Origin of the sequence: Pseudomonas sp. WP18 (assembly GCF_036689585.1) — a bacterium.
Lineage (GTDB): Bacteria > Pseudomonadota > Gammaproteobacteria > Pseudomonadales > Pseudomonadaceae > Aquipseudomonas > Aquipseudomonas chlororaphis_E.
The window spans coordinates 5,073,742-5,096,645 of the sequence record NZ_CP144758.1 but is presented as its reverse complement, the minus strand read 5'-3'; the positions used below and the strand labels follow the sequence as shown (position 1 = coordinate 5,096,645).

20 protein-coding genes are annotated in these 22,904 nt (G+C 64.2%); 16 read left to right on the top strand and 4 right to left on the bottom strand.

Features of this window, described 5'->3' with window-relative positions:
• Nucleotides 1-113: 113 nt before the first annotated feature.
• A complete protein-coding gene (gene ydcS, locus V5F23_RS22610; RefSeq protein WP_042730675.1) occupies nucleotides 114-1,265 on the bottom strand; it encodes a putative ABC transporter substrate-binding protein YdcS in 1,152 nt (383 codons plus the stop codon).
• Nucleotides 1,266-1,448: 183 nt separating this feature from the next.
• Here ydcS and V5F23_RS22605 point away from each other — a divergent pair, with 183 nt between their 5' ends.
• The 15 genes from V5F23_RS22605 to V5F23_RS22535 all read left to right on the top strand — a co-directional run bounded on the left by V5F23_RS22605 (nucleotide 1,449) and on the right by V5F23_RS22535 (nucleotide 17,847).
• Complete coding sequence (locus tag V5F23_RS22605) at nucleotides 1,449-2,150, top strand: tellurite resistance TerB family protein (RefSeq protein ID WP_042730676.1); 702 nt, start codon at nucleotides 1,449-1,451, stop codon at nucleotides 2,148-2,150.
• A 147-nt stretch (nucleotides 2,151-2,297) separates the two neighbouring features.
• Complete coding sequence (locus V5F23_RS22600) at nucleotides 2,298-3,920, top strand: methyl-accepting chemotaxis protein (protein ID WP_042730677.1); 1,623 nt, start codon at nucleotides 2,298-2,300, stop codon at nucleotides 3,918-3,920.
• Nucleotides 3,920-4,456 carry a chemotaxis protein CheW gene (locus V5F23_RS22595; protein WP_338496611.1) on the top strand — a complete coding sequence of 179 codons (537 nt, stop codon included), beginning with the start codon at nucleotides 3,920-3,922 and terminating at the stop codon, nucleotides 4,454-4,456. The genes V5F23_RS22600 and V5F23_RS22595 overlap by 1 nt, the downstream gene beginning before the upstream one ends.
• Entirely contained in the window at nucleotides 4,453-5,718 is a 1,266-nt protein-coding gene (locus tag V5F23_RS22590) for a protein-glutamate O-methyltransferase CheR (RefSeq protein WP_123579923.1), read from the top strand. Before V5F23_RS22595 ends, V5F23_RS22590 begins: the two co-directional genes overlap by 4 nt.
• Nucleotides 5,715-6,386 carry a chemotaxis protein CheW gene (locus V5F23_RS22585; RefSeq protein WP_042730680.1) on the top strand — a complete coding sequence of 224 codons (672 nt, stop codon included), beginning with the start codon at nucleotides 5,715-5,717 and terminating at the stop codon, nucleotides 6,384-6,386. Before V5F23_RS22590 ends, V5F23_RS22585 begins: the two co-directional genes overlap by 4 nt.
• The gene (locus V5F23_RS22580) at nucleotides 6,383-8,647 is read left to right on the top strand and encodes a hybrid sensor histidine kinase/response regulator (RefSeq protein WP_123579922.1); all 2,265 of its coding nucleotides are present in this window, start codon (nucleotides 6,383-6,385) and stop codon (nucleotides 8,645-8,647) included. The genes V5F23_RS22585 and V5F23_RS22580 overlap by 4 nt, the downstream gene beginning before the upstream one ends.
• Nucleotides 8,644-9,654, top strand: a complete 1,011-nt coding sequence (locus tag V5F23_RS22575; RefSeq protein ID WP_042730682.1) for a chemotaxis response regulator protein-glutamate methylesterase — start codon at nucleotides 8,644-8,646, stop codon at nucleotides 9,652-9,654. The genes V5F23_RS22580 and V5F23_RS22575 overlap by 4 nt, the downstream gene beginning before the upstream one ends.
• A 45-nt stretch (nucleotides 9,655-9,699) precedes the next feature.
• Nucleotides 9,700-10,701, top strand: coding sequence for a PleD family two-component system response regulator (locus V5F23_RS22570; protein ID WP_042730683.1), 1,002 nt, complete (start codon nucleotides 9,700-9,702; stop codon nucleotides 10,699-10,701).
• A gap of 281 nt (nucleotides 10,702-10,982) precedes the next feature.
• A protein-coding gene (gene prfB, locus V5F23_RS22565) for a peptide chain release factor 2 (protein ID WP_123579921.1) occupies nucleotides 10,983-12,078 on the top strand; the annotation gives its coding sequence in 2 pieces (ribosomal slippage) (nucleotides 10,983-11,054 and nucleotides 11,056-12,078; 1,095 coding nt in all).
• A 110-nt stretch (nucleotides 12,079-12,188) separates the two neighbouring features.
• On the top strand, nucleotides 12,189-13,691 hold the full coding sequence (gene lysS / locus V5F23_RS22560; protein WP_042730685.1) for a lysine--tRNA ligase: 1,503 nt from the start codon (nucleotides 12,189-12,191) through the stop codon (nucleotides 13,689-13,691).
• A gap of 101 nt (nucleotides 13,692-13,792) precedes the next feature.
• Nucleotides 13,793-14,509: a TetR family transcriptional regulator gene (locus tag V5F23_RS22555; RefSeq protein WP_338496605.1), complete on the top strand. Its 717-nt coding sequence runs from the start codon at nucleotides 13,793-13,795 to the stop codon at nucleotides 14,507-14,509.
• A gap of 176 nt (nucleotides 14,510-14,685) precedes the next feature.
• Nucleotides 14,686-15,240, top strand: a complete 555-nt coding sequence (locus V5F23_RS22550; protein WP_042731038.1) for a hypothetical protein — start codon at nucleotides 14,686-14,688, stop codon at nucleotides 15,238-15,240.
• 36 nt (nucleotides 15,241-15,276) lie between these two features.
• Nucleotides 15,277-16,554 (top strand): flavohemoglobin expression-modulating QEGLA motif protein, encoded by a 1,278-nt coding sequence (locus V5F23_RS22545; RefSeq protein WP_042731037.1) that lies wholly within the window; start codon nucleotides 15,277-15,279, stop codon nucleotides 16,552-16,554.
• Nucleotides 16,555-16,615: 61 nt separating this feature from the next.
• The gene (locus V5F23_RS22540; RefSeq protein WP_042731036.1) at nucleotides 16,616-17,521 is read left to right on the top strand and encodes an alpha/beta hydrolase; all 906 of its coding nucleotides are present in this window, start codon (nucleotides 16,616-16,618) and stop codon (nucleotides 17,519-17,521) included.
• Nucleotides 17,518-17,847, top strand: a complete 330-nt coding sequence (locus tag V5F23_RS22535) for a hypothetical protein (RefSeq protein ID WP_042731035.1) — start codon at nucleotides 17,518-17,520, stop codon at nucleotides 17,845-17,847. The genes V5F23_RS22540 and V5F23_RS22535 overlap by 4 nt, the downstream gene beginning before the upstream one ends.
• A gap of 191 nt (nucleotides 17,848-18,038) precedes the next feature.
• Here the strand turns inward: V5F23_RS22535 and V5F23_RS22530 are convergent, their stop codons facing one another.
• The 3 genes from V5F23_RS22530 to V5F23_RS22520 form a co-directional block, all read right to left on the bottom strand.
• Nucleotides 18,039-18,827, bottom strand: a complete 789-nt coding sequence (locus tag V5F23_RS22530; protein ID WP_042731039.1) for an OmpA family protein — start codon at nucleotides 18,825-18,827, stop codon at nucleotides 18,039-18,041.
• Nucleotides 18,828-18,878: 51 nt separating this feature from the next.
• A complete protein-coding gene (locus V5F23_RS22525) occupies nucleotides 18,879-19,292 on the bottom strand; it encodes a DUF4398 domain-containing protein (protein ID WP_042731034.1) in 414 nt (137 codons plus the stop codon).
• Nucleotides 19,293-19,567: 275 nt separating this feature from the next.
• On the bottom strand, nucleotides 19,568-19,912 hold the full coding sequence (locus V5F23_RS22520) for a hypothetical protein (RefSeq protein ID WP_042731033.1): 345 nt from the start codon (nucleotides 19,910-19,912) through the stop codon (nucleotides 19,568-19,570).
• Between the two features lie 193 nt (nucleotides 19,913-20,105).
• Here V5F23_RS22520 and ppc point away from each other — a divergent pair, with 193 nt between their 5' ends.
• Entirely contained in the window at nucleotides 20,106-22,736 is a 2,631-nt protein-coding gene (ppc, locus tag V5F23_RS22515) for a phosphoenolpyruvate carboxylase (protein ID WP_042731032.1), read from the top strand.
• Nucleotides 22,737-22,904 lie beyond the last annotated feature (168 nt).

The following is a 22,904-nucleotide window of genomic DNA, read 5'->3' as shown; positions in this document are numbered from 1 at the left end:
AGGCGATGCGGTGTGTCAGCTAATACCGCGTCGCTCGGTTTTGGGCGCGCTTCGCACGCCAGCGGGAGCAAGCTCCCTCGCCACAGGGGCTGCTCCCATTTATGTGCCGGGCCTTACCGCCCACCCATGATCGCAATGTAGTCCTGGGTCCAGCGGCTGTAGGGCACGTACTTGCCCCCCTCGGCCTGCGGGGTTTTCCAGAAGGCGATCTTGTCGAACTGATCGAAGCCGTTGGTCTTGCAGCCTTCGGCGCCGAGCAGTTCGCTGCCTTTGCACGCCGCCGGCACCGCCGGCAGGGATCCGAACCAGGCGGCCACGTCACCCTGGACTTTCGGTTGCAGCGACCAGTCCATCCATTTGTAGGCGCAGTTGGGGTGCTTGGCATCGGCGTGGAGCATCGTGGTATCGGCCCAACCGGTGGCGCCTTCTTTCGGGACGGTCGAGGCGATCGGCTGTTTCTCGTTCATCAGGCCGTTGACCTGGTACGGCCAGGCCCCGGACGCCACGACACCCTCGTTCTTGAAGTCACTCATCTGCACGGTGGTGTCGTGCCAGTAGCGGTGGATCAACGGTTGCTGCGCTCGCAGCAATTGCAGCACGGCCTTGTATTGCGCCTCGTCGAGCTGATAAGGGTCCTTGATGCCCAGCTCAGGCTTGGCGGTCTTGAGGTAGAGCGCTGCGTCGGCGATGTAGATCGGACCGTCGTAGGCTTGCACGCGCCCCTTGTTCGGTTTGCCGTCGGGCAGGTCCTGGGCGTTGAACAGCACGCCCCAGCTGGTCGGCGCCTGCTTGAACACCTCGGTGTTGTACATCAGTACGTTCGGGCCCCACTGGTACGGTGTGCCGTAGGTCTGCTGGTTGACCACGTACCACGGCGCATCCTTGAGGCGTGGGTCGAGGTTCTGCCAGTTGGGGATCAGCGCCGTGTTGATCGGCTGCACCCGCTTGCCGGCAATCAAGCGCAGCGAGGCATCGCCCGAGGCGGTGACCAGGTCGTAGCCACCCTTGGTCATCAGGCTGACCATTTCGTCGGAGGTCGCCGCGGTCTTCACGTTCACCTTGCAACCGGTTTCCTGCTCGAAACCGCTCACCCAATCGTAGGCCTTGTCGCTTTCGCCGCGTTCGATGTAGCCCGGCCAGGCCACGATATCCAGCTGGCCTTCGCCAGCGCCAATCGCCTTGGGCAGCTCGGCGGCCTGGAGGCTGACACCGGTCAGCAGCGCCGTGGTCATTGCGCTGAGCAATACGGTCTTGTGCGCGTACATGGGAATCCCTCTTGCTTTAATTGTGGTCGGGGCAGTGTCGGAACGGGGCGATACGCCATGGATGGCTAGCTATTAGCGTAGTCAGGCAACATCTGGAAGCAAACTTGCCGCTGTACAAGGGCACTTTCGATCTAGGCTGGTGGCCTTAATGATCCGGTTAACCCGAATGCGTGGAGGTGGTAAATGAACACCCGTGGATTGCTCGATCAACTCCTCAAGTCTGGCCAGGAGATGTTGCAGAACAAGGCCGGCGGCTCACAAGACAAGGCGTCCGGTGGCTTGGGCGGCTTGCTCGGGGGCTCCGGCAACCTGGGCGCAATGCTCTCCGGCAAGGGGGCCCTGGCCGCCGGGGCCATGGGGCTGCTGCTGGGAAACAAGAAAGCCCGCCAGTTCGGCGGCAAGGCCTTGGCCTATGGCGGCTTGGCCGCGCTGGGCGTGATCGCCTACAAGGCCTATGGCAACTGGCAGGCCCAGCAGGGCCGCGCCCCGCAAACCGAACCGCAGACCCTGGACCGCGTGCCCCCGGCGCAGGTCGAACAGCACAGCCAGGCGATCCTCAAGGCCCTGGTGGCGGCCGCCAAGGCCGACGGCCATGTGGATGAGCGTGAGCGCGAGCTGATCGAAGGCGAGTTCACCAAGCTCGACAACGACCAGGAACTGCAACACTGGCTGCACGCCGAACTCAACAAGCCCCTGGACCCCACCGATGTCGCCCGCGCCGCCGGCACCCCGGAAATCGCCGCGGAAATGTACGTCGCCAGTGTGATGCTGGTGGACGAGGAAAACTTCATGGAGAAGTCCTACCTCGACGAACTGGCCCGCCAGCTCAAGCTGGAGCCGGGATTGAAGGCCGAGCTGGAGAAACAGGTGCGCCAGGCCGCCTGATCCCCCACGCAAATACCCCTTCAGAAAACACCTCCTGTGGGAGCGAGCAGGCTCGCTCCCACAGTTTTTTGCAGGGCGCGCCCATACAGCCGTTCCCCGGCCCTCAGCTATACTCCCCAGCATTTTCAAAGTGCCTGAGGTTTTACTGTGAAGAACTGGACATTGCGCCAACGCATCCTGGCGAGTTTCGCGGTGATCATCGCCATCATGCTGCTCATGGTGGTTGTCTCGTACTCGCGGTTGCTGAAGATCCAGGACAGTGAAGAACGGGTGCGTGCCGATGCGGTGCCGGGGGTGTACTACAGCTCCATGATTCGCGGTGGCTGGGTCGACAACTACGTCCTGACCCAGCAGATCGTCGGCCTTTCCGGAAACCGCGAGCTCACCGCCGAGGACAAGGCCCGCTACCAGGGCTTCGAGCAGCACCTGCGCGAAGAAATAGAGAACTATGAAAAACTGATCCAGAACCCCGCCGACCAGGCGTCTTTCGACGAGTTCGAGGCCAACCACCAGGCGTTCAACCAAGCCATGGCCAAGGTCCTGGACTTGTACCAGCGCAAGGACTACGAAGGCGCGCGGCAGATCCTGGACAAGGAGCTGACGCCGGCCTGGATCGGCGGCCGCGGGCACCTGAACCGCATCATCGAACGCAATCGCGAGCTCGCGCAAAACGCCACCCAGACCATCGGCGATGCGGTGACGGCGGCCAAGGTGGCCATGGGCCTGTCATTTCTCGTCGCGCTCATCATCGCGCTGCTGTGCGGGCTGTTGCTGATGCGCGCGATCATGGCGCCGATGAACCGCATCGTGGAGATCCTAGACGTCATGCGCAGCGGCGACCTGAGCGGACGCCTGAACCTGGCGCGCAAGGACGAATTCGGCGCGGTGGAAACCGGCTTCAACGACATGATGGCCGAACTGACATCGCTGGTGGCCCAGGCCCAGCGTTCGTCGGTGCAGGTCACCACGTCGGTGACCGAGATCGCCGCCACGTCACGGCAGCAACAGGCCACGGCCACTGAAACCGCCGCCACCACCACCGAGATCGGCGCGACGTCCCGGGAAATCGCCGCCACGTCCCGCGACCTGGTGCGCACCATGACCGAGGTTTCCACCGCTGCCGACCAGGCCTCGGTGGCCGCCGGCTCCGGCCAGCAAGGCCTGGCGCGCATGGAAGACACCATGCATTCGGTGATGGGCGCCGCCGACCTGGTGAACGCCAAGCTGGCGATCCTCAACGAGAAGGCCGGCAACATCAATCAGGTGGTGGTGACCATCGTCAAGGTGGCGGACCAGACCAACCTGTTGTCCCTCAACGCCGCCATCGAGGCCGAGAAGGCCGGTGAATACGGGCGCGGTTTTGCCGTGGTGGCCACCGAGGTGCGTCGCCTGGCCGACCAGACCGCCGTGGCGACCTACGACATCGAGCAAATGGTGCGCGAGATCCAGTCCGCCGTATCGGCCGGTGTGATGGGCATGGACAAGTTCTCCGAAGAAGTGCGCCGAGGCATGGCCGAGGTGCAGCAGGTCGGCGAGCAACTGTCGCAGATCATCCATCAGGTCCAGGCCCTGGCGCCGCGGGTGTTGATGGTCAACGAAGGCATGCAGGCCCAGGCCACGGGGGCCGAGCAGATCAACCATGCCCTGGTGCAACTAGGCGACGCCAGTAGCCAGACCGTGGAGTCCTTGCGCCAGGCCAGTTCCGCGATCGATGAACTGAGCCAGGTGGCCGTAGGGCTGCGCAGTGGCGTCTCGCGTTTCAAAGTCTGATGGGCGAATTCGAGACCCGGCATGGCACCGCGCCGACGGCCCGCCAGGCGCTGTTCCTGGTGTTTCGCATCGGCAACGAACGCTATGCGTTGCAGGCCATCGATGTGGTGGAGGTGCTGCCGCGCCTGCCCCTCAAGCCCATTGCGCAAGCGCCGGCCTGGGTGGCGGGCGTGTTTGCCTGGCGCGGTACGGTGGTGCCGGTGATCGACCTGTGCGCCCTGACATTCGGCCAGGACGCCGAGGCCCGCACCAGCACGCGCTTGGTGCTGGTCCATTACCGGCCCGACAGCGGCCAGGCGGGGCATGTGCTGGGGCTGATCCTGGAACAGGCCACCGACACCTTGCGTTGCGATCCGGCGGACTTCCAACCCTATGGCCTGGAGAACCGGCAGGCGCCGTACCTGGGCCCTGTGCGCGAAGACGCCCAGGGGTTGCTGCAATGGGTGCGGGTCAATGACCTGCTCGACGCGTCGGTTCACGCCATGTTGTTCCCCACTCCGCCGCTCAACCCGCATGATTTCGAGGCGCGGCCATGAGCAGTGACCAACGCTTTTTCGACTTCCTCAAGGCGCGCATCGGCCTCGACGTGACGTCTGTTGGCACCGCCATCATCGAGCGGGCGGTGCGCCAGCGCATCCTGGCCGTGGTAGGACGAACCGCCGATGAGTACTGGCAAACCCTGCAGCATTCGACCCAGGAACAGCAGGCGCTGATCGAAGCGGTGATCGTCCCGGAGACCTGGTTCTTTCGCTATCCGGAGTCGTTCGCGACCCTGGCCAGGCTGGCCATCAAACGCCTGGCCGAGATCAACCACCTGCGTGCGTTGCGCATCCTCAGTCTGCCGTGCTCCACCGGCGAGGAACCCTATTCCATCGCCATGGCCTTGTTCGACGCGGGCCTCAAGCCCCATCAGTTCAAGGTCGATGGCCTGGACGTCAGCCCGCTGTCGGTGGAGCGGGCCAGGGAGGCGCGCTACTACAGGAACTCCTTCCGTGGGGCGGACCTGGGTTTTCGCGAGCGGTATTTCGTCGCTGAAGATGACGGCTATCGCCTCGACGAACGGGTGCGCGAGCAGGTGCGCCTGCAAGTGGGCAACCTGCTGGATCCGGCGTTGCTGGTGAACGAGGTGCCTTATGACTTTGTGTTTTGCCGCAACCTGCTGATCTATTTCGACCAACCGATCCAGCAGCGGGTGTTCGAGGTGCTCAAGCGCCTGACCCACCAGGACGGCGTGCTGTTTATCGGCCCGGCCGAAGGCAGCCTGCTGGGACGGCTGGGCATGCGTTCAATCGGCGTGCCCCAATCGTTCGCCTTCAGCCGCCAGGGCGTCGCCGAGCCACAACCGTTGCCGGCCTTGGCGCCGACCCCGCCACCGGTGCGCCAGTCGCCACCGCGGGTTGTCCCCCCGGTGGCGAGGCCCCGGCCGTTCGCCGCAACGGTGGCGCCGGTTGCCGAGCCAGGAAACCGCGAGGCTGACGCCTTGCTGGCGCAGATCGCGGCCCTGGCCAACGGTGGCAAAAGTGCCGAGGCCCGTGCGGCGTGCGAACAGTATCTGCGCAACCACGCGCCGGTGGCCCAGGTGTTCTATTGGCTGGGGTTGCTCAGCGACATGGCCGGCGACGCACTCCAGGCCCAGGGTTTCTACCGCAAGGCGCTTTATCTTGAACCGCAGCACGCCGAGGCCCTGGTGCACCTGGCGGCGCTGCTGGCTTCCCAGGGAGACGCGGCTGGCGCGCGTCGATTGCAGGAACGCGCCGCGCGCAGTGGGCGCGCGGCAGACAGTGAGCGTAAACAATGAGCGGTCCGGCTTCTTACCACGTCATCCATGACGAGGCCCAGGCAATCGACGATTGCTGGAACCGTATCGGGATCCATGGCGACAAGTCCTGCCCGCTATTGGTCGAGCACATCCACTGCCGCAATTGCTCGGTGTATTCGGCCGCCGCTACGCGGCTGCTCGACCGCTACGCCTTGCAGCAGGATGACCGGGCGCGGGTCCAGGCGCCGGTGGACAGCGACCTTGTCACCCGCTCGTTGCTGATGTTTCGCCTGGGTGAAGAGTGGCTGGGCCTGACCACCCGCAGCCTGGTGGAGGTCGCGCCGTTGCAGCCGATCCATTCGTTGCCGCACCAGCGTTCGCGGGCCTTGCTGGGCGTGGCGAACGTGCGCGGGGCGTTGGTGGCCTGCCTGTCGCTGGCGGAGCTGTTGGACCTGGAACCCGGCGGCACCGTGGCGTCCGGCGCCCGGAGCCAGCCGCGCATGCTCATCGTCGCCGCCAAGGGCGGGGCGGTGGTGGTACCGGTGGACGAGGTGGACGGCATCCATGCCATCGACGAACGCATCCTGGCGAACGCTTCGCCGTCCGCCGGCAAGTACACCCGTGGCGTGTTGCCCTACAAGGGGCGCAGCCTGCGCTGGCTGGACGAAGAACAGTTGCTGTCCGCCGTGACCCGGAGCCTGTCATGACCCCTGACCAGATGCGCGACGCGTCGCTGCTGGAGTTGTTCAGCCTGGAGGCCGAAGCCCAGACCCACGTGCTGAGTGCCGGGCTGCTGGCCTTGGAACGTGACCCGACCCAGGCCGATCACCTGGAGTCATGCATGCGCGCCGCGCACTCGCTCAAGGGCGCGGCGCGGATCGTCGGGGTGGACGCCGGGGTCAGCGTGGCCCACGTGATGGAGGATTGCCTGGTCAGCGCCCAGGAACGGCGCCTGGTGCTGACGGCCGAGCACATCGATGCCTTGCTGCAAGGCACCGACCTGCTGACGCGCATCGCCACGCCGGGCAACGACGTGGGCGCCGCGGAGATCGAGGCCTATGTCAGCCTGATGGGGCGTTGGCTGGATCCCAGCGTCGTGCAGGACGCGTTGGTGACGCCGGCCAGGATCGAGGTGCCGGTGGCGCCGGTCCGCGTCGAGTTGCCCGAGCCGCAAGCCCCGCAGCCCGCGGAGCCAGCCACCAAGGGCAAGCGGGTCATCGAAGGTGGCGAGCGGGTCCTGCGGGTGACCGCCGAGCGCCTCAACGGCTTGCTCGACCTGTCGAGCAAGTCCCTGGTGGAAACCCAGCGCCTCAAGCCCTGGCTGGCGACCCTGCAACGGCTCAAGCGCCAACAGGGCAATGGCTTGCGTGCCCTTGAGGCGTTGAACGTGCACCTCAAGGAGCACGCCCTGAGCCTGCAAGCCCAGGAAGCCCTCGACGATGCGCGGCGCTTATTGGCCGAGACCCAGCAACTGTTGGCGCAGAAAACCGCCGAGCTGGACGAATTCGCTTGGCAGGCCGGTCAGCGGGCGCAAGTGCTGTATGACACGGCGCTGGCCTGCCGCATGCGCCCGTTCGCCGATGTGCTCTCCGGCCAGGTGCGCATGGTGCGCGACCTGGGGCGCAGCCTGGGCAAGCAAGTGCGCCTGGAAATCGAAGGCGAGAAAACCCAGGTCGACCGCGATGTGCTGGAGAAGCTCGAGGCGCCGCTGACCCACCTCTTGCGCAACGCCGTGGACCATGGCATCGAAACCCCGGAGCAACGGCAACTGGCCGGCAAGCCCGCCGAAGGCCTGATTCGCCTGCGGGCCTCTCACCAGGCCGGGTTGCTGGTCCTGGAGCTGGCCGACGACGGTGCCGGCGTGGACCTGGAGCGGGTCCGTCGCAGCATCGTCGAGCGCGGCCTGTCCCTTGAGCAGACGGCCGCCAGCCTGAGCGAAGAGGAGCTGCTGACGTTCCTGTTCCTGCCCGGTTTCAGTCTGCGCGACAAAGTCACCGAAGTGTCCGGGCGCGGTGTCGGCCTGGACGCCGTCCAGCACATGGTCCGGCAGTTGCGCGGGTCGGTGGTGCTGGAGCAGACGGCGGGCGAGGGCAGCCGTTTCCACCTCGAAGTGCCGTTGACGCTGTCGGTGGTGCGCAGCCTGGTGGTGGATGTCGGCAACGAGGCCTATGCCTTTCCCCTGGCCCACATCGAGCGGATGTGCGACCTGGCGCCGGAAGACATCGTCCAGGTCGAAGGACGCCAGCATTTCTGGTACGAAGGTCGGCACGTCGGCTTGGTGGCGGCCACCCAATTGCTCAATCGCCCGGCGACGCAGAACAACCAACAGACCCTCAAAGTGGTGGTGATCCGCGAGCGTGAGGCGATCTATGGCGTGGCGGTGGAGCGTTTCATTGGCGAGCGGACCCTGGTGGTCCTGCCCCTGGACGAACGCCTGGGCAAGGTCCAGGACATTTCCGCCGGGGCCCTGCTGGACGACGGCTCGGTGGTGTTGATCGTCGACGTCGAAGACCTGTTGCGTTCGGTGGACAAGCTGCTCGACACCGGGCGCCTGGAGCGCATTGCCCGGCAGGACCAGGCCCAGGCCCCGCGCAAGCGCATCCTGGTGGTGGACGATTCGCTGACCGTGCGCGAGCTGCAACGCAAGCTGCTGCTGGGGCGCGGTTACGACGTGGCGGTGGCGGTGGACGGCATGGACGGCTGGAACGCCTTGCGTTCGGAAGACTTCGACCTGCTGATCACCGACATCGACATGCCGCGCATGGACGGCATCGAGCTGGTCTCCCTGCTGCGGCGCGACAACCGTCTGCAATCGCTGCCGGTGATGGTGGTGTCCTACAAGGACCGCGAAGAAGATCGCCGTCGTGGCCTGGACGCCGGCGCCGACTATTATCTAGCCAAGGCGAGCTTCCATGACGACGCCTTGCTCGACGCCGTGGTCGAATTGATCGGAGGAGCACGCGCTTGAAGGTCGCCATCGTCAATGACATGCCCCTGGCGGTCGAGGCCCTGCGCCGCGCCCTGGCGTTCGAACCGGCGCACCAGTTGGTCTGGGTGGCCGCCAATGGCGCCGAGGCGGTGCAGCGCTGCGCCGAATACACCCCGGACCTGATCCTGATGGACCTGTTCATGCCGATTATGGACGGCGTGGAGGCGACCCGGCGGATCATGGCCGACACGCCGTGCGCGATCGTGATCGTCACCGGTGACAGCCAGCAGAACGTCCACCGCGTGTTCGAGGCCATGGGTCACGGGGCGCTGGACGTGGTCGACACGCCGGCTCTGGGCGTCGGCAACCCGGCCGATGCGGCGGCGCCCTTGTTGCGCAAGATCGCCAACATCGGCTGGTTGATCGGTGAGCGCGGCAACCGCGAGCGCTCGGCGCCGGCGTCGCAGCGTGCGGCGGTATCGCGCAAGCGCCTGGTGGCCATCGGCTCGTCGGCCGGCGGCCCGGCGGCCCTGGAGATCCTGCTCAAGGGTTTGCCGCGCGACTTTGCCCCGGCCATCGTGCTGGTCCAGCACGTGGACGAGGTATTTGCCGCGGGCATGGCCGAGTGGCTGAGCAGTGCCTCGGGGCACACCGTTCGCCTGGCCCGGGAAGGCGAGACACCCCAGGGCGGCACGGTGCTGCTGGCCGGGACCAACCATCACCTGCGGCTGTTGAAGGACGGCACCCTGGCCTACACCGCCGAGCCGGTGCACGAGATCTACCGCCCTTCCATCGACGTGTTTTTCGAGAGCGTCGCGCACTTCTGGAGCGGTGACGCAGTGGGCGTACTGCTCACCGGCATGGGGCGCGATGGCGCGCAAGGGCTTAAACTGATGCGCCAGCAGGGTTGCGTGACCATCGCCCAGGACCAGAGCAGCAGCGCGGTCTACGGTATGCCAAAGGCCGCCGCCGCCATTGATGCTGCCGCCCATATACTTGCCCTGGACCGCATAGCGCCAAGGCTGTTGGAGATTTTTGCCCCATGACGACCCCCGGCCGTCTTGCCTCAGGCCGTATTCAGGTAAGCCCCCATGCATGATTTACAGCTCGACGAATTCAAGAGCGACGAGAACGCCGCGATGGTCCTGCTCGTCGACGACCAGGCGATGATCGGCGAGGCGGTGCGGCGCGGGCTATCGAATGAAGAAAACATCGACTTCCACTTCTGCTCGGACCCGCACCAGGCCATCGCCCATGCAATCCGCATCAAGCCGACGGTGATTCTCCAGGACCTGGTGATGCCCGGCCTCGATGGCCTGAGCCTGGTGCGCGAATACCGCAACCATCCGGCCACCCGCGATATCCCGATCATTGTCCTGTCCACCAAGGAAGACCCGCTGGTCAAGAGCGCGGCATTCGCCGCGGGGGCCAACGACTATCTGGTCAAGTTGCCCGACAACATCGAACTGGTGGCGCGCATCCGCTACCACTCGCGCTCCTACATGATGCTGTTGCAACGCGACGCGGCCTATCGCGCCCTGCGCATCAGCCAGCAGCAATTGCTCGACACCAACCTGGTGCTGCAACGGCTGATGAACTCCGACGGCCTGACCGGGCTGTCGAACCGGCGGCATTTCGACGAGTACCTGGAGCTGGAATGGCGCCGGGCGATGCGCGACCAGAGCCAGCTGTCGCTGCTGATGATCGATGTGGATTACTTCAAGTCCTACAACGATAACTTCGGCCACGTGGAGGGCGACGAAGCCCTGCGCAAGGTCGCCACGGCGATCCGCGATGCCTGCAGTCGCCCCTCCGACCTGCCGGCCCGCTACGGTGGCGAAGAATTCGCCTTGGTCCTGCCTGGCACTTCGCCTGGCGGCGCCCGGTTGATGGCCGAAAAGCTGCGCCAGAGCGTGGTCGCCCTGAACATCCCCCACAACACCCCCGACGGCGGCGCGAACCTGACCGTCAGCATCGGCGTCTCCACCGTCACTCCGCAGCAGGGCGGCGACAGCCGGCAACTGATCTCGGCGGCGGACAAGGGCCTGTACATGGCCAAGCACAATGGGCGCAACCGGGTGGGTATCGAATAACGCCCAAGGCAACAGGGGGATTTTTGTGGCGAGGGGATTTATCCCCGTCGGGCTGCGTAGCGGCCCTGTAAGAGCGACTAGCGGGTAAGTCAGGTGAGCCGACTTGGCTGCTTTGGGGCTGCTTCGCAACCCAGCGGGGATAAATCCCCTCGCCACAAGGGCCGGAGTCTGGCCCTTACTCTGAATCTCCTTCCTCCAAAGCCGCCAGGCGGGCTGCCGCTGGCGCGTGATTACGTTATACTCGCCGGCTTTCAAAAGTTCGCCAACGAGTGCTGCCCGCCATGGAAATCAACCCGATCCTGAACACCATCAAGGACCTGTCCGAGCGCTCCGAAACTATTCGGGGGTATCTTTGACTACGATCAAAAGCATGAGCGCCTGACCGAAGTCAATCGCGAGCTTGAAGATCCGAGTGTCTGGAACAAACCTGAATACGCCCAGGAACTGGGCCGCGAGCGTTCTGCGCTGGCGCAGATCGTCGAGACCCTGGACGAACTGGCCAGCGGCCTGAGCGATTGCCGCGACCTGCTGGACATGGCCGTCGAGGAAAACGACGAAGGCGCGGTCGGCGATGTCGTCGCCGAACTGGCCCGCCTGGAAGAATCCCTGGCCAAGCTGGAATTCCGCCGCATGTTCAGCGGCGAGATGGACATGAACAACGCCTACCTGGACATCCAGGCCGGTTCCGGCGGCACCGAAGCCCAGGACTGGGCCAACATCCTGCTGCGCATGTACCTGCGCTGGGCCGACAAGCGCGGTTTCGACGCGACGATCATGGAACTGTCGGCCGGCGAGGTCGCCGGGATCAAGGGCGCCACCGTGCACATCAAGGGTGAATACGCCTTTGGCTGGCTGCGCACCGAGATCGGCGTGCATCGCCTGGTGCGCAAGAGCCCGTTCGACTCCGGCAACCGTCGCCACACCTCGTTCTCGGCGGTGTTCGTGTCGCCCGAAATCGACGACAAGGTCGAGATCGAGATCAACCCGGCGGACCTGCGCATCGACACCTATCGCTCCTCGGGTGCCGGTGGCCAGCACGTCAACACCACCGACTCGGCCGTGCGGATTACCCACGTACCGACCAACACCGTGGTCAGCTGCCAGAACGAACGTTCCCAGCACGCCAACAAAGACACCGCGATGAAAATGCTCCGGGCCCGCCTGTACGAGCAGGAGATCCAGAAGCGCAACGCGGCGTCCCAGGCCCTGGAAGACAGCAAGTCGGACATCGGCTGGGGTCACCAGATCCGTTCGTACGTGCTCGATGCCTCGCGCATCAAGGACCTGCGCACCAACATCGAACGCAGCGACTGCGACAAGGTGCTCGACGGCGACATCGACGAATACCTGGAAGCGAGCCTCAAGCAAGGCCTGTAACGCGACACCCATGCGCCGGGCAGGCCCGCTCCCAAGAGAGGCGCGAGGCTTGCCCGCCCACTCCGGCCCGGCGCTGGAGGCAACGAACCTGTGATGGAAACCTTAAAGACATGAGCGACCTAGAACTCGACCCGCAAGCCCTGCAACAGGAAGAAAACGCCCTGATCGCCCTGCGCAAGGAAAAGCTGGCTGCCGAGCGCGCCAAGGGCCAGCCTTTCCCGAATGACTTCCGCCGCGACGCGTATTGCGACGTGCTGCAGAAGACATACGCGGACAAGACCAAGGAAGAACTGGCCGAGGCGGCGATTCCAGTCAAGGTGGCCGGTCGCATCATGCTCAACCGTGGGTCGTTCATGGTGATCCAGGACATGACCGGGCGCATCCAGGTCTACGTCAACCGCAAGACCCTGCCGGAAGAAACCCTGGCCGCCGTCAAGACCTGGGACCTGGGCGACATCATTGCCGCCGAAGGAACCCTGGCTCGCTCCGGCAAAGGCGACTTGTACGTTGAAATGACCCACGTGCGCCTGCTGACCAAGTCCCTGCGCCCGCTGCCGGACAAGCACCACGGCCTGACCGACACCGAACAGCGCTATCGCCAGCGCTACGTCGACCTGATCGTCAACGAAGAGGTGCGCCAGACGTTCCGCGTACGCTCGCAGGTCATCGCCCACATCCGCAGCTTCCTGATGAAGCGCGACTTCCTCGAAGTCGAGACGCCGATGTTGCAGACCATCCCTGGCGGTGCGGCGGCCAAGCCGTTCGAGACCCATCACAACGCCCTGGACATGGAAATGTTCCTGCGTATCGCCCCCGAGCTGTACCTCAAGCGCCTGGTGGTCGGTGGCTTCGAAAAAGTCTTCGAGATCAACCGCAACTTCCGTAACGAAGGCGTTTCGACCCGGCACAACCCCGAGTTCACCATGCTCGAGTTCTACCAGGCCTACGCCGACTACGAAGACAACATGGACCTGACCGAGGAACTGTTCCGCGAGCTGGCGCAGCTGGTGCTCGGCACCACCGACGTGCCGTACGGCGACAAGGTGTTCCACTTCGGCGAGCCGTTCGTGCGCCTGTCGGTGTTCGACTCGATCCTCAAGTACAACCCGGACATCAGCGCTGACGACCTGCGGGACATCGACAAGGCCCGTGCCATCGCCAAGAAAGCCGGTGCCAAGGTGCTCGGCTTCGAAGGCCTGGGCAAGCTGCAGGTGATGATTTTCGAAGAGCTGGTCGAGCACAAGCTCGAGCAGCCGCACTTCATCACCCAGTACCCGTTCGAAGTGTCGCCGCTGGCCCGTCGCAACGACGAAGACCCAAGCGTGACCGACCGCTTCGAGCTGTTCATCGGTGGCCGCGAAATCGCCAACGCCTACTCCGAGCTCAATGACGCGCAAGACCAGGCCGAGCGCTTCATGGCCCAGGTGGCCGACAAGGACGCCGGCGACGACGAAGCCATGCACTACGACGCTGACTTCGTGCGTGCCCTGGAGTACGGCATGCCGCCGACCGCCGGTGAAGGCATCGGCATCGATCGCCTGGTGATGTTGCTGACCAACTCGCCGTCGATCCGGGATGTCATCCTCTTCCCGCACATGCGGCCGCAAGCGTAAGGGTTTCAAATAAAAAGCCGCCTGGAAGGGCGGCTTTTTATTGCCTGTCTGGTACAAACGTATCAATTGGTTACTTTTGAAAGAGCGAGGAAAGACCTGTCGTGAATCGTGCAATGGCTTCAGAAGGTGCCGCGGGCGTCGCCACGGCTGTCGCTGAAAGTGTTCAGTACCAGGGCCGCAAGGCCAGCCGACAGGGCAGTGAGCAGCGGCGCCAGGAGATTCTCGACGCAGCCATGCGCATTGTGGTGCGCGATGGCGTGCGTGCGGTTCGCCACCGCGCCGTGGCCGCCGAGGCGGGCGTGCCGCTGTCGGCCACGACGTATTATTTCAAGGACATCGATGACCTGCTCACCGATACCTTCGCCCAGTACGTGGAACGCAGCGCGGCGTTCATGGCCAAGCTGTGGACCAGCAACGAAGGCCTCTTGCGTGAAATGGTCGCCTACGGTGACGGCAGCGCCGAGTCCCGCTCGCAGTTGGCGGACGACATTGCCCGGATGACCGCCGACTACGTGCAACACCAACTGGACAGCCGTCGCGAGTACCTGATGGCCGAGCAGGCGTTTCGCCAGGAAGCACTGCTCAACCCGCGCCTGGCGCAACTGGTGCGTTCCCACCAGCAGATCCTGCTGCACGGCACCTGTCAGTTTTTCCAGGTATTGGGCTCCCGCGAACCGCAACAGGATGCCAAAGTGTTGACGGCGATTATCGGACGGATGGAATATCAGGGCTTGCTCAATGACGCCGAGCCGGTCGCCGGTGAAGATATGCTCGGTATCCTGACCCGCTACATGCACCTGGTATTGGCGTCGGTGTAACCCTTTTTGGGTTACAGCAGCCCCTTGTGGCGAGGGGATTTATCCCCGTTGGGCTGCGAAGCGGCCCCAAAACCAGCCAACTTGGTACATCTGGCTAAGTGAGCTGACTGCAAGGGGGCTGCTCCGCAGCCCAACGGGGATAAATCCCCTCGCCACAGTTGCCATAGGGAGTTCCAATGAAAACCTGGCGTGCCGTTGTACTGGCCGTGTCGTTGCTGCTGCTAAGTGGCTGCCTGGTGTCGTTCAAGACGCCGCTGCCCGACGCCGAGGCGGCGCCCAAGGGCCTGCTCGGCCAGTGGACCAGCACCAATGCCTGGGGCGAGCCGCTGAACCTGGAACTGACGAAGGTCGGCAAGCACCGCTACCAGGCCATCAGCTACTTCAGGGCCAGGCCCCAGGAACGCGAAGCCATCCCGCTCACGGTCTCGCGCCATGGCAGCCGCTGGTACCTGTCGGCCAAGGTGCCGGCCCGTTATGGCGGTCATTTCGTGATCGCCGGCTTCGAACTCACCGACAAGCACGAGCTGGTGGTCTACAACCTGGACCTGGAGCAGGTCAACCAGGCCATCGACCAGAAGATTCTCAGCGGCCAGGTGAACCAGAGCGAGGCCGGTGACGGCGTGCTGGTGGACAGCGACATGGACAAGGTCTTCAGTTACCTCGACGATCCGGCCAATTCCGACGTGTTCTCGGAGGCCGTGCGCTACCAGCGGCAGGCCAGATCCCAATAATCGCAGCAGGCAGATGTCTTTTCACAGGAGTTACGGGTGGACGATTACCAGCAGACGATACGCACCTTGTCCGATCGCATTGTGCTGGCGCAAACGCCGATCCGCGTCCTCGATGCGGTGAAGTGGGACGAGAACATCCGCAAAGGGTTTCTCAAGGCCAAGGGCAAGGAAATGCCCGCCGTGGACCGCGACTATTACCTCAATCGACCGCTGTCCTTCGATTCCAGCAAGGTGAAGCTGGAGTTCCAGAACATCGAGCGCGACATCACCCGCCAGCTCGGGCAGTTCAACCCGGTGGGCCAGATCATGCGCCGCATGTGCAAGGAGTACCGCATGGTGGTGCGCATGCTCGAAGCCCGGGGCACCGAGGATTTCGGGCTGATTTCCCAGGAGCTCTACGGCGCGGCCTCCGACGCCTTCCACGCCGGCGACCCGACGCTGGCCGACCTGGGCCTGATGCTGTCCGACTACCTGAACAACATCGACGGCCGTGGCGACCTGAAGGACGAGCCGAAGATCCTCAGCGCCCAGGACGCCGTCAGCCTGCTGCAACACCGGCTCAACCGGGTGTTCGGCGAGGCCGAGGAAACCATCCGCGTGTTCGAGTCCGATGGGATCGTCGCCGACGCGGCGGCGGGCGCGGACTACATCAAGATCCGCACCGATGCGATGTTCAATGAGCGGGATGTGCGGGCGCTGGAGGTCCACGAAGGGCTGGTGCATGTCGGCACCACCCTCAACGGGCTGAACCAGCCGATCTGCACCTTCCTGTCCAAGGGCCCGCCCTCGTCCACGGTGACCCAGGAAGGCCTGGCGATCCTGATGGAGATCATCACCTTCGCTTCCTATCCGAGCCGGCTGCGCAAGCTCACCAACCGCACCCGCGCCATCCACATGGTGGAGGAGGGCGCCGATTTCCTGCAGGTCTTCGAATTCTTCCGCGAGCAGGGCTTTGAGATGGCGGAAAGCTACGGCAACGCCAGCCGAGTGTTCCGTGGCTCGGTGCCGACCGGCCTGCCATTCACCAAAGATTTGTCCTACCTCAAGGGCTTCATCATGGTTTACAACTACATTCAGCTGGCCGTGCGCAAAGGCAAGCTGGAGCAGGTGCCGCTGCTGTTCTGCGGCAAGACCACCCTGGAGGATATGCGCACCCTGCGGCAACTGGTGGACGAGGGCCTGGTCGTGCCGCCCAAGTACCTGCCCGAGCAGTTCCGCGACATGAATGCACTCTCGGCCTGGATGTGCTTTTCCAACTTCCTGAACCACCTGAGCCTGGATCGGATCGAAGCGGATTATTCCAATATCCTTTGAACACAACACCCAGCCCCACAGGATGGTGTTCCAACTCTGATTTTTTGCGAGGCTTCACCGGATGCGAACCCTCGGCATCTTTTGCCTGTTGCTGGCCCTGAGCGGTTGCAGCTCGCTGCTGTTCTACCCTGAGCGGGGCCTGCCGTTCACCCCGGAGCGGGCCAAGCTCGACTATCGCGATGTCACCCTGGTCACCGCCGACGGCCTCAAGCTGCGAGGCTGGTGGCTACCGGTCAAGCCGGGTGTCGAGGTCAAGGGCACGGTGCTGCACCTGCACGGCAACGGCGGCAACCTGGCCTGGCACCTGGGCGGGAGCTGGTGGCTGCCGGAGCAGGGCTACCAGGTGCTGATGGTCGACTACCGGGGGTATGGCGTGTCCGAGGGCGAACCGAGCCTGCCAGCGATCTACCAGGACATCGACGCCGCGTTCCAATGGCTCGACCGGTCCGCCGATGTCCAAGGCAAGCCACTGGTGTTGCTCGGCCAGAGCCTGGGAGGCGCGTTGGCGGTGCATTACCTGGTGGAGCATCCGCAGCGCCAGCGACAGCTCAAGGCGCTGGTGCTCGACGGCGTGCCGGCCAGCTATCGCGATGTCGGGCGGTTTGCCCTGAGCACCTCGTGGTTGACCTGGCCGTTCCAGGTGCCGTTGTCCTGGCTGGTGCCGGACGGTGACAGCGCGATCAGCTCGATGGCGCAATTGACCGGCGTGCCGAAACTGATCTATCACAGCCTGGACGACCCGATCGTGCCCCTTTCCAACGGCATCCGCCTGTACCAAGCTGCGCCGCCGCCCAGGGTCCTGCAATTGACCCGTGGCGGGCATGTACAGACATTCGCCGACCCGACCTGGCAAACCGTGATGTTGCGCTACCTCGACGACCCCACGCATTTCGACGGCCTGCGTCGCCTGGGCGAAGTGCCGAATTATCCGAAATCACCCGATCAATCCCCAGAGAGTCCGCAATGAGCGAAGAACGTAACGCCATCCCCCTGATCATCACCGGTATCTGCAGCATCCTCGGCACTGTCGCGGTGTTGTGGTACTACGGTTACCTGCACTTCGCCAAGCCCGAGGACGCGTTGCTGCTCAACGAATTCACCATGCTCAAGACCGTGCCGGGCGAAGACTACAAAGCCTCCCTGGAGCCCGCGCCCCAAGTGGCCCAATGCATCGACGGTGTGTTGGTGCTGTTTGACACCGAGCAGAAAGGCCTGACCGGTGTGCTGGTCAACGAAAAGAAACGCGCCGTGCGCTGCATGGGCCAGGAGACGCCGCAGAAGCTGCAGCCTTGAAATAATCCATGACTTCCAGTGATCCCCTGTGGGAGCGGGCTTGCTCGCGAACACCATGTGTCAGTCGATGCACAGGTCACTGACACACCGCTTTCGCGAGCAAGCCCGCTCCCTCATGTGGGGAAGTGTTCAGCAATGAAAAAGCCCCGCCTGACTGGGTCAGGCGGGGCTTTTTCATTGCCGTCAACCGATCAGTTGGCGCTCATGCTCGAACGCGGGGCGACGGGTTGGTTGTCGTTGGAGATGGTCACCTCCACGCGACGGTTCATGGCACGGCCCGAAACGCTGTTGTTGTCGGCGACCGGGAATTCCTTGCCATAACCCTGGGTCACGATGCGGGCCGGATCGACGCCCATTTTCACCAGGGCAGTGCGCACGGAGCTGGCACGGCGCTCGGACAGCGATTGGTTGTAGGAGTCCGAACCGGTGCTGTCGGTGTAGCCTTCGACGATCACCTTGCGGTCCGGGTTTTCCTGGAGGAACTGTGCCAGTTTGTTCACGTTGACCAGGCCGCTGGAGCGCAGGTCGGACTTGTTGGTGGCGAACAGCACGTCACCGAAAGTCACCAGCGTACCGCGTTCGGTCTGCTTGGCGTTCAGGCTGTCCTGCAGTTGCTTGATCTGCGCATTGCGGGCATCGAGCAGCGCACGGGCGCGTTCGTCACCGGCGTTTTTCAGCGCGGCCTCGGCGTTGCGCAGGGCGATGGTCTGCTTGGCCACTTCAACACGCTGGTTGGTCAGGTAGGCCAGTTGGTCGACCTTGGCTTCGTCTTCCCGGTCCAGGTAAGCCTTGTCGGCCTTGGCCAGGAAATCGGCTGCGTCCTTGGTTTCCAGGGCTGCCACCTTGGTCGCCGCTGGGTCAGCCTGCAGGCCGTTGTAGTTGGTGCGGGCCTGTTCCAGGTTCGCGTTCGGGTCATGGGAGCAAGCGGCCAGGGCTACGCAGGCAGCGAGCAGGGCGGGCATCATCAAGTGTTTGTGCATCATAGTCTGTCGTCCTTTTATCAATGAGAAGTACGTCGTGGCCTGAACCGATTACTGAATCTTGTTCATGCCTTCCTGACGCAGTTCCTGAACCCCTTTCTGGGAATCCTTGAGTGCTTGTTCCGCTTTGGCGGCCTGGGCCTTGCGCTCGGCGACGCGAGCATCCCACTCGGCCTGTTCGGCCAGACGCTTGGCTTCGTCGTATTTCTTGTCGTGCATGGCCAGTTCGGCTTGCTTGAGCTTGTCCTGGGCCGATTTCATTTCCACCGCGGCGAATTCGGTACCACCGGCCGTCACGGCGCTGTTGACCGCCGATTGGGTCACCGCGTACTGCTCCGAAGGTGGGTTGCCCGCGCAACCGGCCAGGATGAAGCTGCTACCGATGGCCAGGGCAGCCAGCTTGAGGCCGCGCAGGCCCGCGGATGAGGGTTTCGCAGTGCAGGTATTCATAGGCTTCAACTCCATTGGAAAACTCCTGAAAAAAACTACAAATCCATGCTGGGACCGAAACCGTGACGTCTGTTTAGGCGCGGAGGCCAGGGCGCGTTTATTAAAACGGCCGTTCCAGTATGGTTATTCGGTGTGACCCGAAGCTTTTTTCAAAAGTTCAGCGGAGGTGGCCATTCGCCAAAAGAATTGCTGACTGATTGGTCAATGGCAAAAAAGCTGAACTTTCAAGGCGTGCAGCGGTATTCCCGGCGCCAGTCATGGCGTCCGGGAGACCACGAGCGGGAAGGGAGTCAGTGTTTCGGCTTGTCGTTCTGCGAGGAAAGCTCATGCAGATGCCTACGCGACAAGGCGAGGAATCTCGGCGTCGGGCCGACGTCTTCGTACAGCGGGTCACCTTCTTCATCGGTGGCGACCACCTGCTGCCCCTTGACGTACGGGAAGCTCGCTTCGAGTTCTTCCAGCGCGGCCCCGATCAGTTCGCCCAGCAGTTCCTCGGGCTGGCGCTTGGGGTACATGTCACAGATTGCCGCCAGTCGTGCCGCGGCTTCGACGTCCAGGTGAATCGTGTAGCCGGTCTGGGTCAGGCGACCCTTGGCGTTTTCTTCCCAATGCTGGGCAAGCTCACGGATTTTCATGATGGCCTCAATAAGTCTGCTTATGGCAGGCGTGGTGAGTGGCAAGCCGTTGTGTGGCCTATTCATCAGACTAGCTTTGTCCTACAAGGTTTAAAGACCCTTCGTCGCTTGTCATAAACGACCGGCATCGGCACTCTCTATGGCAACGCGTCTACCCCGTTCGCTGTCCGGACCTTTTGCTGGAGAACTGCTGATGACCGATATCGATGCCCGCTTGCGCGAGGACGTCCACCTGCTCGGCGAGCTGCTGGGCAATACCATTCGCGAGCAGTACGGCGACACGTTCCTCGACAAGATCGAGCAGATCCGCAAGGGCGCCAAGGCCGATCGGCGCGGCTCGGCGGATGCCGAACTCAGTGCCAGCCTCAACGCGTTGAGCGAAGACGAGCTGCTGCCCGTGGCGCGGGCATTCAACCAGTTTCTCAACCTTGCCAACATCGCCGAGCAGTACCAGCTCATCCACCGCCGCGAAGAGTCGCAGCCGGCTCCCTTCGAGGCCCGGGTGTTGCCCGAGCTGCTCGCCCGGTTGCGGGCCGAGGGCCACGGCGCCGAGGCCCTGGCGCGGCAATTGGGACGGCTGGAGATCGAGCTGGTGCTGACGGCCCACCCCACGGAAGTGGCCCGGCGTACGCTGATCCAGAAATACGACGCCATCGCCGCGCAACTGGCGGCCCAGGACCACCGCGACCTGACCAGCGCCGAGCGGGCGCAGATTCATGAGCGCCTGCAACGCTTGATCGCCGAGGCCTGGCATACCGAGGAAATCCGTCGCACCCGCCCGACCCCCGTGGACGAGGCCAAGTGGGGCTTCGCGGTGATCGAGCATTCGCTGTGGCAGGCCATCCCCAATTACCTGCGCAAGGCCGATCAGGCCCTGCACGCGGCCACCGGGCTGCGCCTGCCGCTGGAGGCCGCGCCGATCCGTTTTGCTTCGTGGATGGGCGGCGACCGGGACGGCAACCCGAACGTCACGGCGGCGGTAACGCGCGAAGTGCTGTTGCTGGCGCGGTGGATGGCGGCGGACCTGTACTTGCGTGACGTCGATCACCTGGCCGCCGAGCTGTCCATGCAGAACGCCAGCGACGCCTTGCGTGCCCTGGCGGGTGACAGCGCCGAACCCTATCGCGCCGTGCTCAAGCAGTTGCGCGAGCGCCTGCGGGCCACCCGCAACTGGGCCCACGCGGCCTTGAAAGGTGCCACGCCAGCGTCCGCCGATGTGCTGCAGAGCAACCGCGAACTGCTGGACCCGCTGGAGCTGTGCTACCAGTCGCTGCATGAGTGCGGCATGGGCGTGATCGCCGACGGGCCGTTGCTCGATTGCCTGCGCCGGGCAGTCACCTTCGGCCTGTTCCTGGTGCGCCTGGACGTGCGCCAGGACTCGACCCGCCATTGCTCGGCCATGACTGAAATCACCGACTACCTGGGCCTGGGTCGCTACGAGGACTGGAACGAGGAACAGCGCATCAGTTTCCTGCTGGAAGAGCTGAACAACCGGCGCCCGCTGTTGCCTGTCCATTTCAAACCATCGGCTGACACGGCCGAAGTGTTGGCCACGTGCCGTGAAGTGGCGGCGGCACCTGCGGCGTCCCTGGGCTCCTACGTGATCTCCATGGCCGGCGCGGCTTCCGACGTGCTGGCGGTGCAACTGTTGTTGAAAGAGTCCGGCGTGCTGCGCCCGATGCGGGTGGTGCCGCTGTTCGAAACCCTGGCCGACCTGGACAACGCCGGGCCGGTGATCGAGCGGCTGCTGCGGTTGCCGGGCTATCGCTCTCGGCTGCAAGGCCCCCAGGAAGTGATGATCGGCTATTCCGACTCCGCCAAGGATGCCGGCACCACGGCGGCGGCGTGGGCACAGTACCGGGCCCAGGAGCGGCTGGTGGACATCTGTCGCGAGCAGCAGGTCGAACTGCTGTTGTTCCACGGTCGCGGCGGCACGGTCGGGCGTGGCGGCGGTCCGGCCCACGCGGCGATCCTGTCCCAGCCGCCGGGCTCGGTGGCCGGGCGTTTCCGCACCACCGAGCAGGGCGAAATGATTCGTTTCAAATTCGGCCTGCCGGACATCGCCGAGCAGAACCTCAACCTGTACCTCGCCGCCGTACTGGAAGCGACTCTGTTGCCGCCACCACCGCCGACCCCCGAGTGGCGGCACCTGATGGACGAACTGGCCGCCGACGGTGTCAACGCCTACCGCGCGGTGGTGCGGGAGAACCCGCAATTCGTCGAGTATTTCCGCCAGTCCACGCCCGAGCAGGAACTGGGTCGCCTGCCGTTGGGCAGTCGTCCGGCCAAGCGTCGGGCCGGCGGGATCGAAAGCCTGCGGGCGATCCCCTGGATCTTTGGCTGGACCCAGACCCGCCTGATGTTGCCGGCCTGGCTCGGTTGGGAAACCGCCCTGGGCAAGGCGCTGGAGCGGGGTGAAGGGCAATTGCTCGGCCAGATGCGCGAGCAGTGGCCATTCTTCCGTACCCGCATCGATATGCTGGAGATGGTGCTGGCCAAGGCCGACGCCGATATCGCGCGCTCCTACGACGAACGTCTGGTGGAACCTGAGTTGCTGCCATTGGGTGCGCATTTACGCGACCTATTGTCGCAGGCCTGTTCGGTGGTGCTGGGGTTGACCGGTCAGTCGCAGCTGCTGGCACATAGCCCAGACACGCTGGAATTCATCCGCTTGCGCAACACCTACCTCGACCCGCTGCACCTGTTGCAAGCCGAACTGCTGGCCCGCTCGCGGCAACCCGAGGTCGCCCAGGGCAGCCCCGTGGAACAGGCGTTGCTGGTGTCTGTGGCAGGGATTGCCGCCGGTTTGCGCAATACCGGCTAAGCTCCAGCAGCGCACCGAAACGGCCCGTCCGGGGTTCCCGGACGTCGGCCGCGGGGAGAGGGAAGAGGTCGACCAGGCGACAGTTTGTTGTTCGGTTGCGACTCTCGCCACCTCCGCCAAAGGTCGCATCAGGCGCCGGTTCCTCCGACTTTTGGCGGCTTGTGTGGG

Excerpts from the sequence above, each read along its gene's own strand:
- ydcS (WP_042730675.1), bottom strand. The coding sequence starts at position 1,265 with ATGTACGCGCACAAGACCGTATTGCTCAGCGCAATGACCACGGCGCTG.
- V5F23_RS22605 (WP_042730676.1), top strand. The coding sequence starts at position 1,449 with ATGAACACCCGTGGATTGCTCGATCAACTCCTCAAGTCTGGCCAGGAG.
- V5F23_RS22595 (WP_338496611.1), top strand. The coding sequence starts at position 3,920 with ATGGGCGAATTCGAGACCCGGCATGGCACCGCGCCGACGGCCCGCCAG.
- V5F23_RS22590 (WP_123579923.1), top strand. The coding sequence starts at position 4,453 with ATGAGCAGTGACCAACGCTTTTTCGACTTCCTCAAGGCGCGCATCGGC.
- V5F23_RS22585 (WP_042730680.1), top strand. The coding sequence starts at position 5,715 with ATGAGCGGTCCGGCTTCTTACCACGTCATCCATGACGAGGCCCAGGCA.
- V5F23_RS22580 (WP_123579922.1), top strand. The coding sequence starts at position 6,383 with ATGACCCCTGACCAGATGCGCGACGCGTCGCTGCTGGAGTTGTTCAGC.
- V5F23_RS22570 (WP_042730683.1), top strand. The coding sequence starts at position 9,700 with ATGCATGATTTACAGCTCGACGAATTCAAGAGCGACGAGAACGCCGCG.
- lysS (WP_042730685.1), top strand. The coding sequence starts at position 12,189 with ATGAGCGACCTAGAACTCGACCCGCAAGCCCTGCAACAGGAAGAAAAC.
- V5F23_RS22550 (WP_042731038.1), top strand. The coding sequence starts at position 14,686 with ATGAAAACCTGGCGTGCCGTTGTACTGGCCGTGTCGTTGCTGCTGCTA.
- V5F23_RS22540 (WP_042731036.1), top strand. The coding sequence starts at position 16,616 with ATGCGAACCCTCGGCATCTTTTGCCTGTTGCTGGCCCTGAGCGGTTGC.
- V5F23_RS22535 (WP_042731035.1), top strand. The coding sequence starts at position 17,518 with ATGAGCGAAGAACGTAACGCCATCCCCCTGATCATCACCGGTATCTGC.
- V5F23_RS22530 (WP_042731039.1), bottom strand. The coding sequence starts at position 18,827 with ATGCACAAACACTTGATGATGCCCGCCCTGCTCGCTGCCTGCGTAGCC.
- V5F23_RS22525 (WP_042731034.1), bottom strand. The coding sequence starts at position 19,292 with ATGGAGTTGAAGCCTATGAATACCTGCACTGCGAAACCCTCATCCGCG.
- V5F23_RS22520 (WP_042731033.1), bottom strand. The coding sequence starts at position 19,912 with ATGAAAATCCGTGAGCTTGCCCAGCATTGGGAAGAAAACGCCAAGGGT.
- ppc (WP_042731032.1), top strand. The coding sequence starts at position 20,106 with ATGACCGATATCGATGCCCGCTTGCGCGAGGACGTCCACCTGCTCGGC.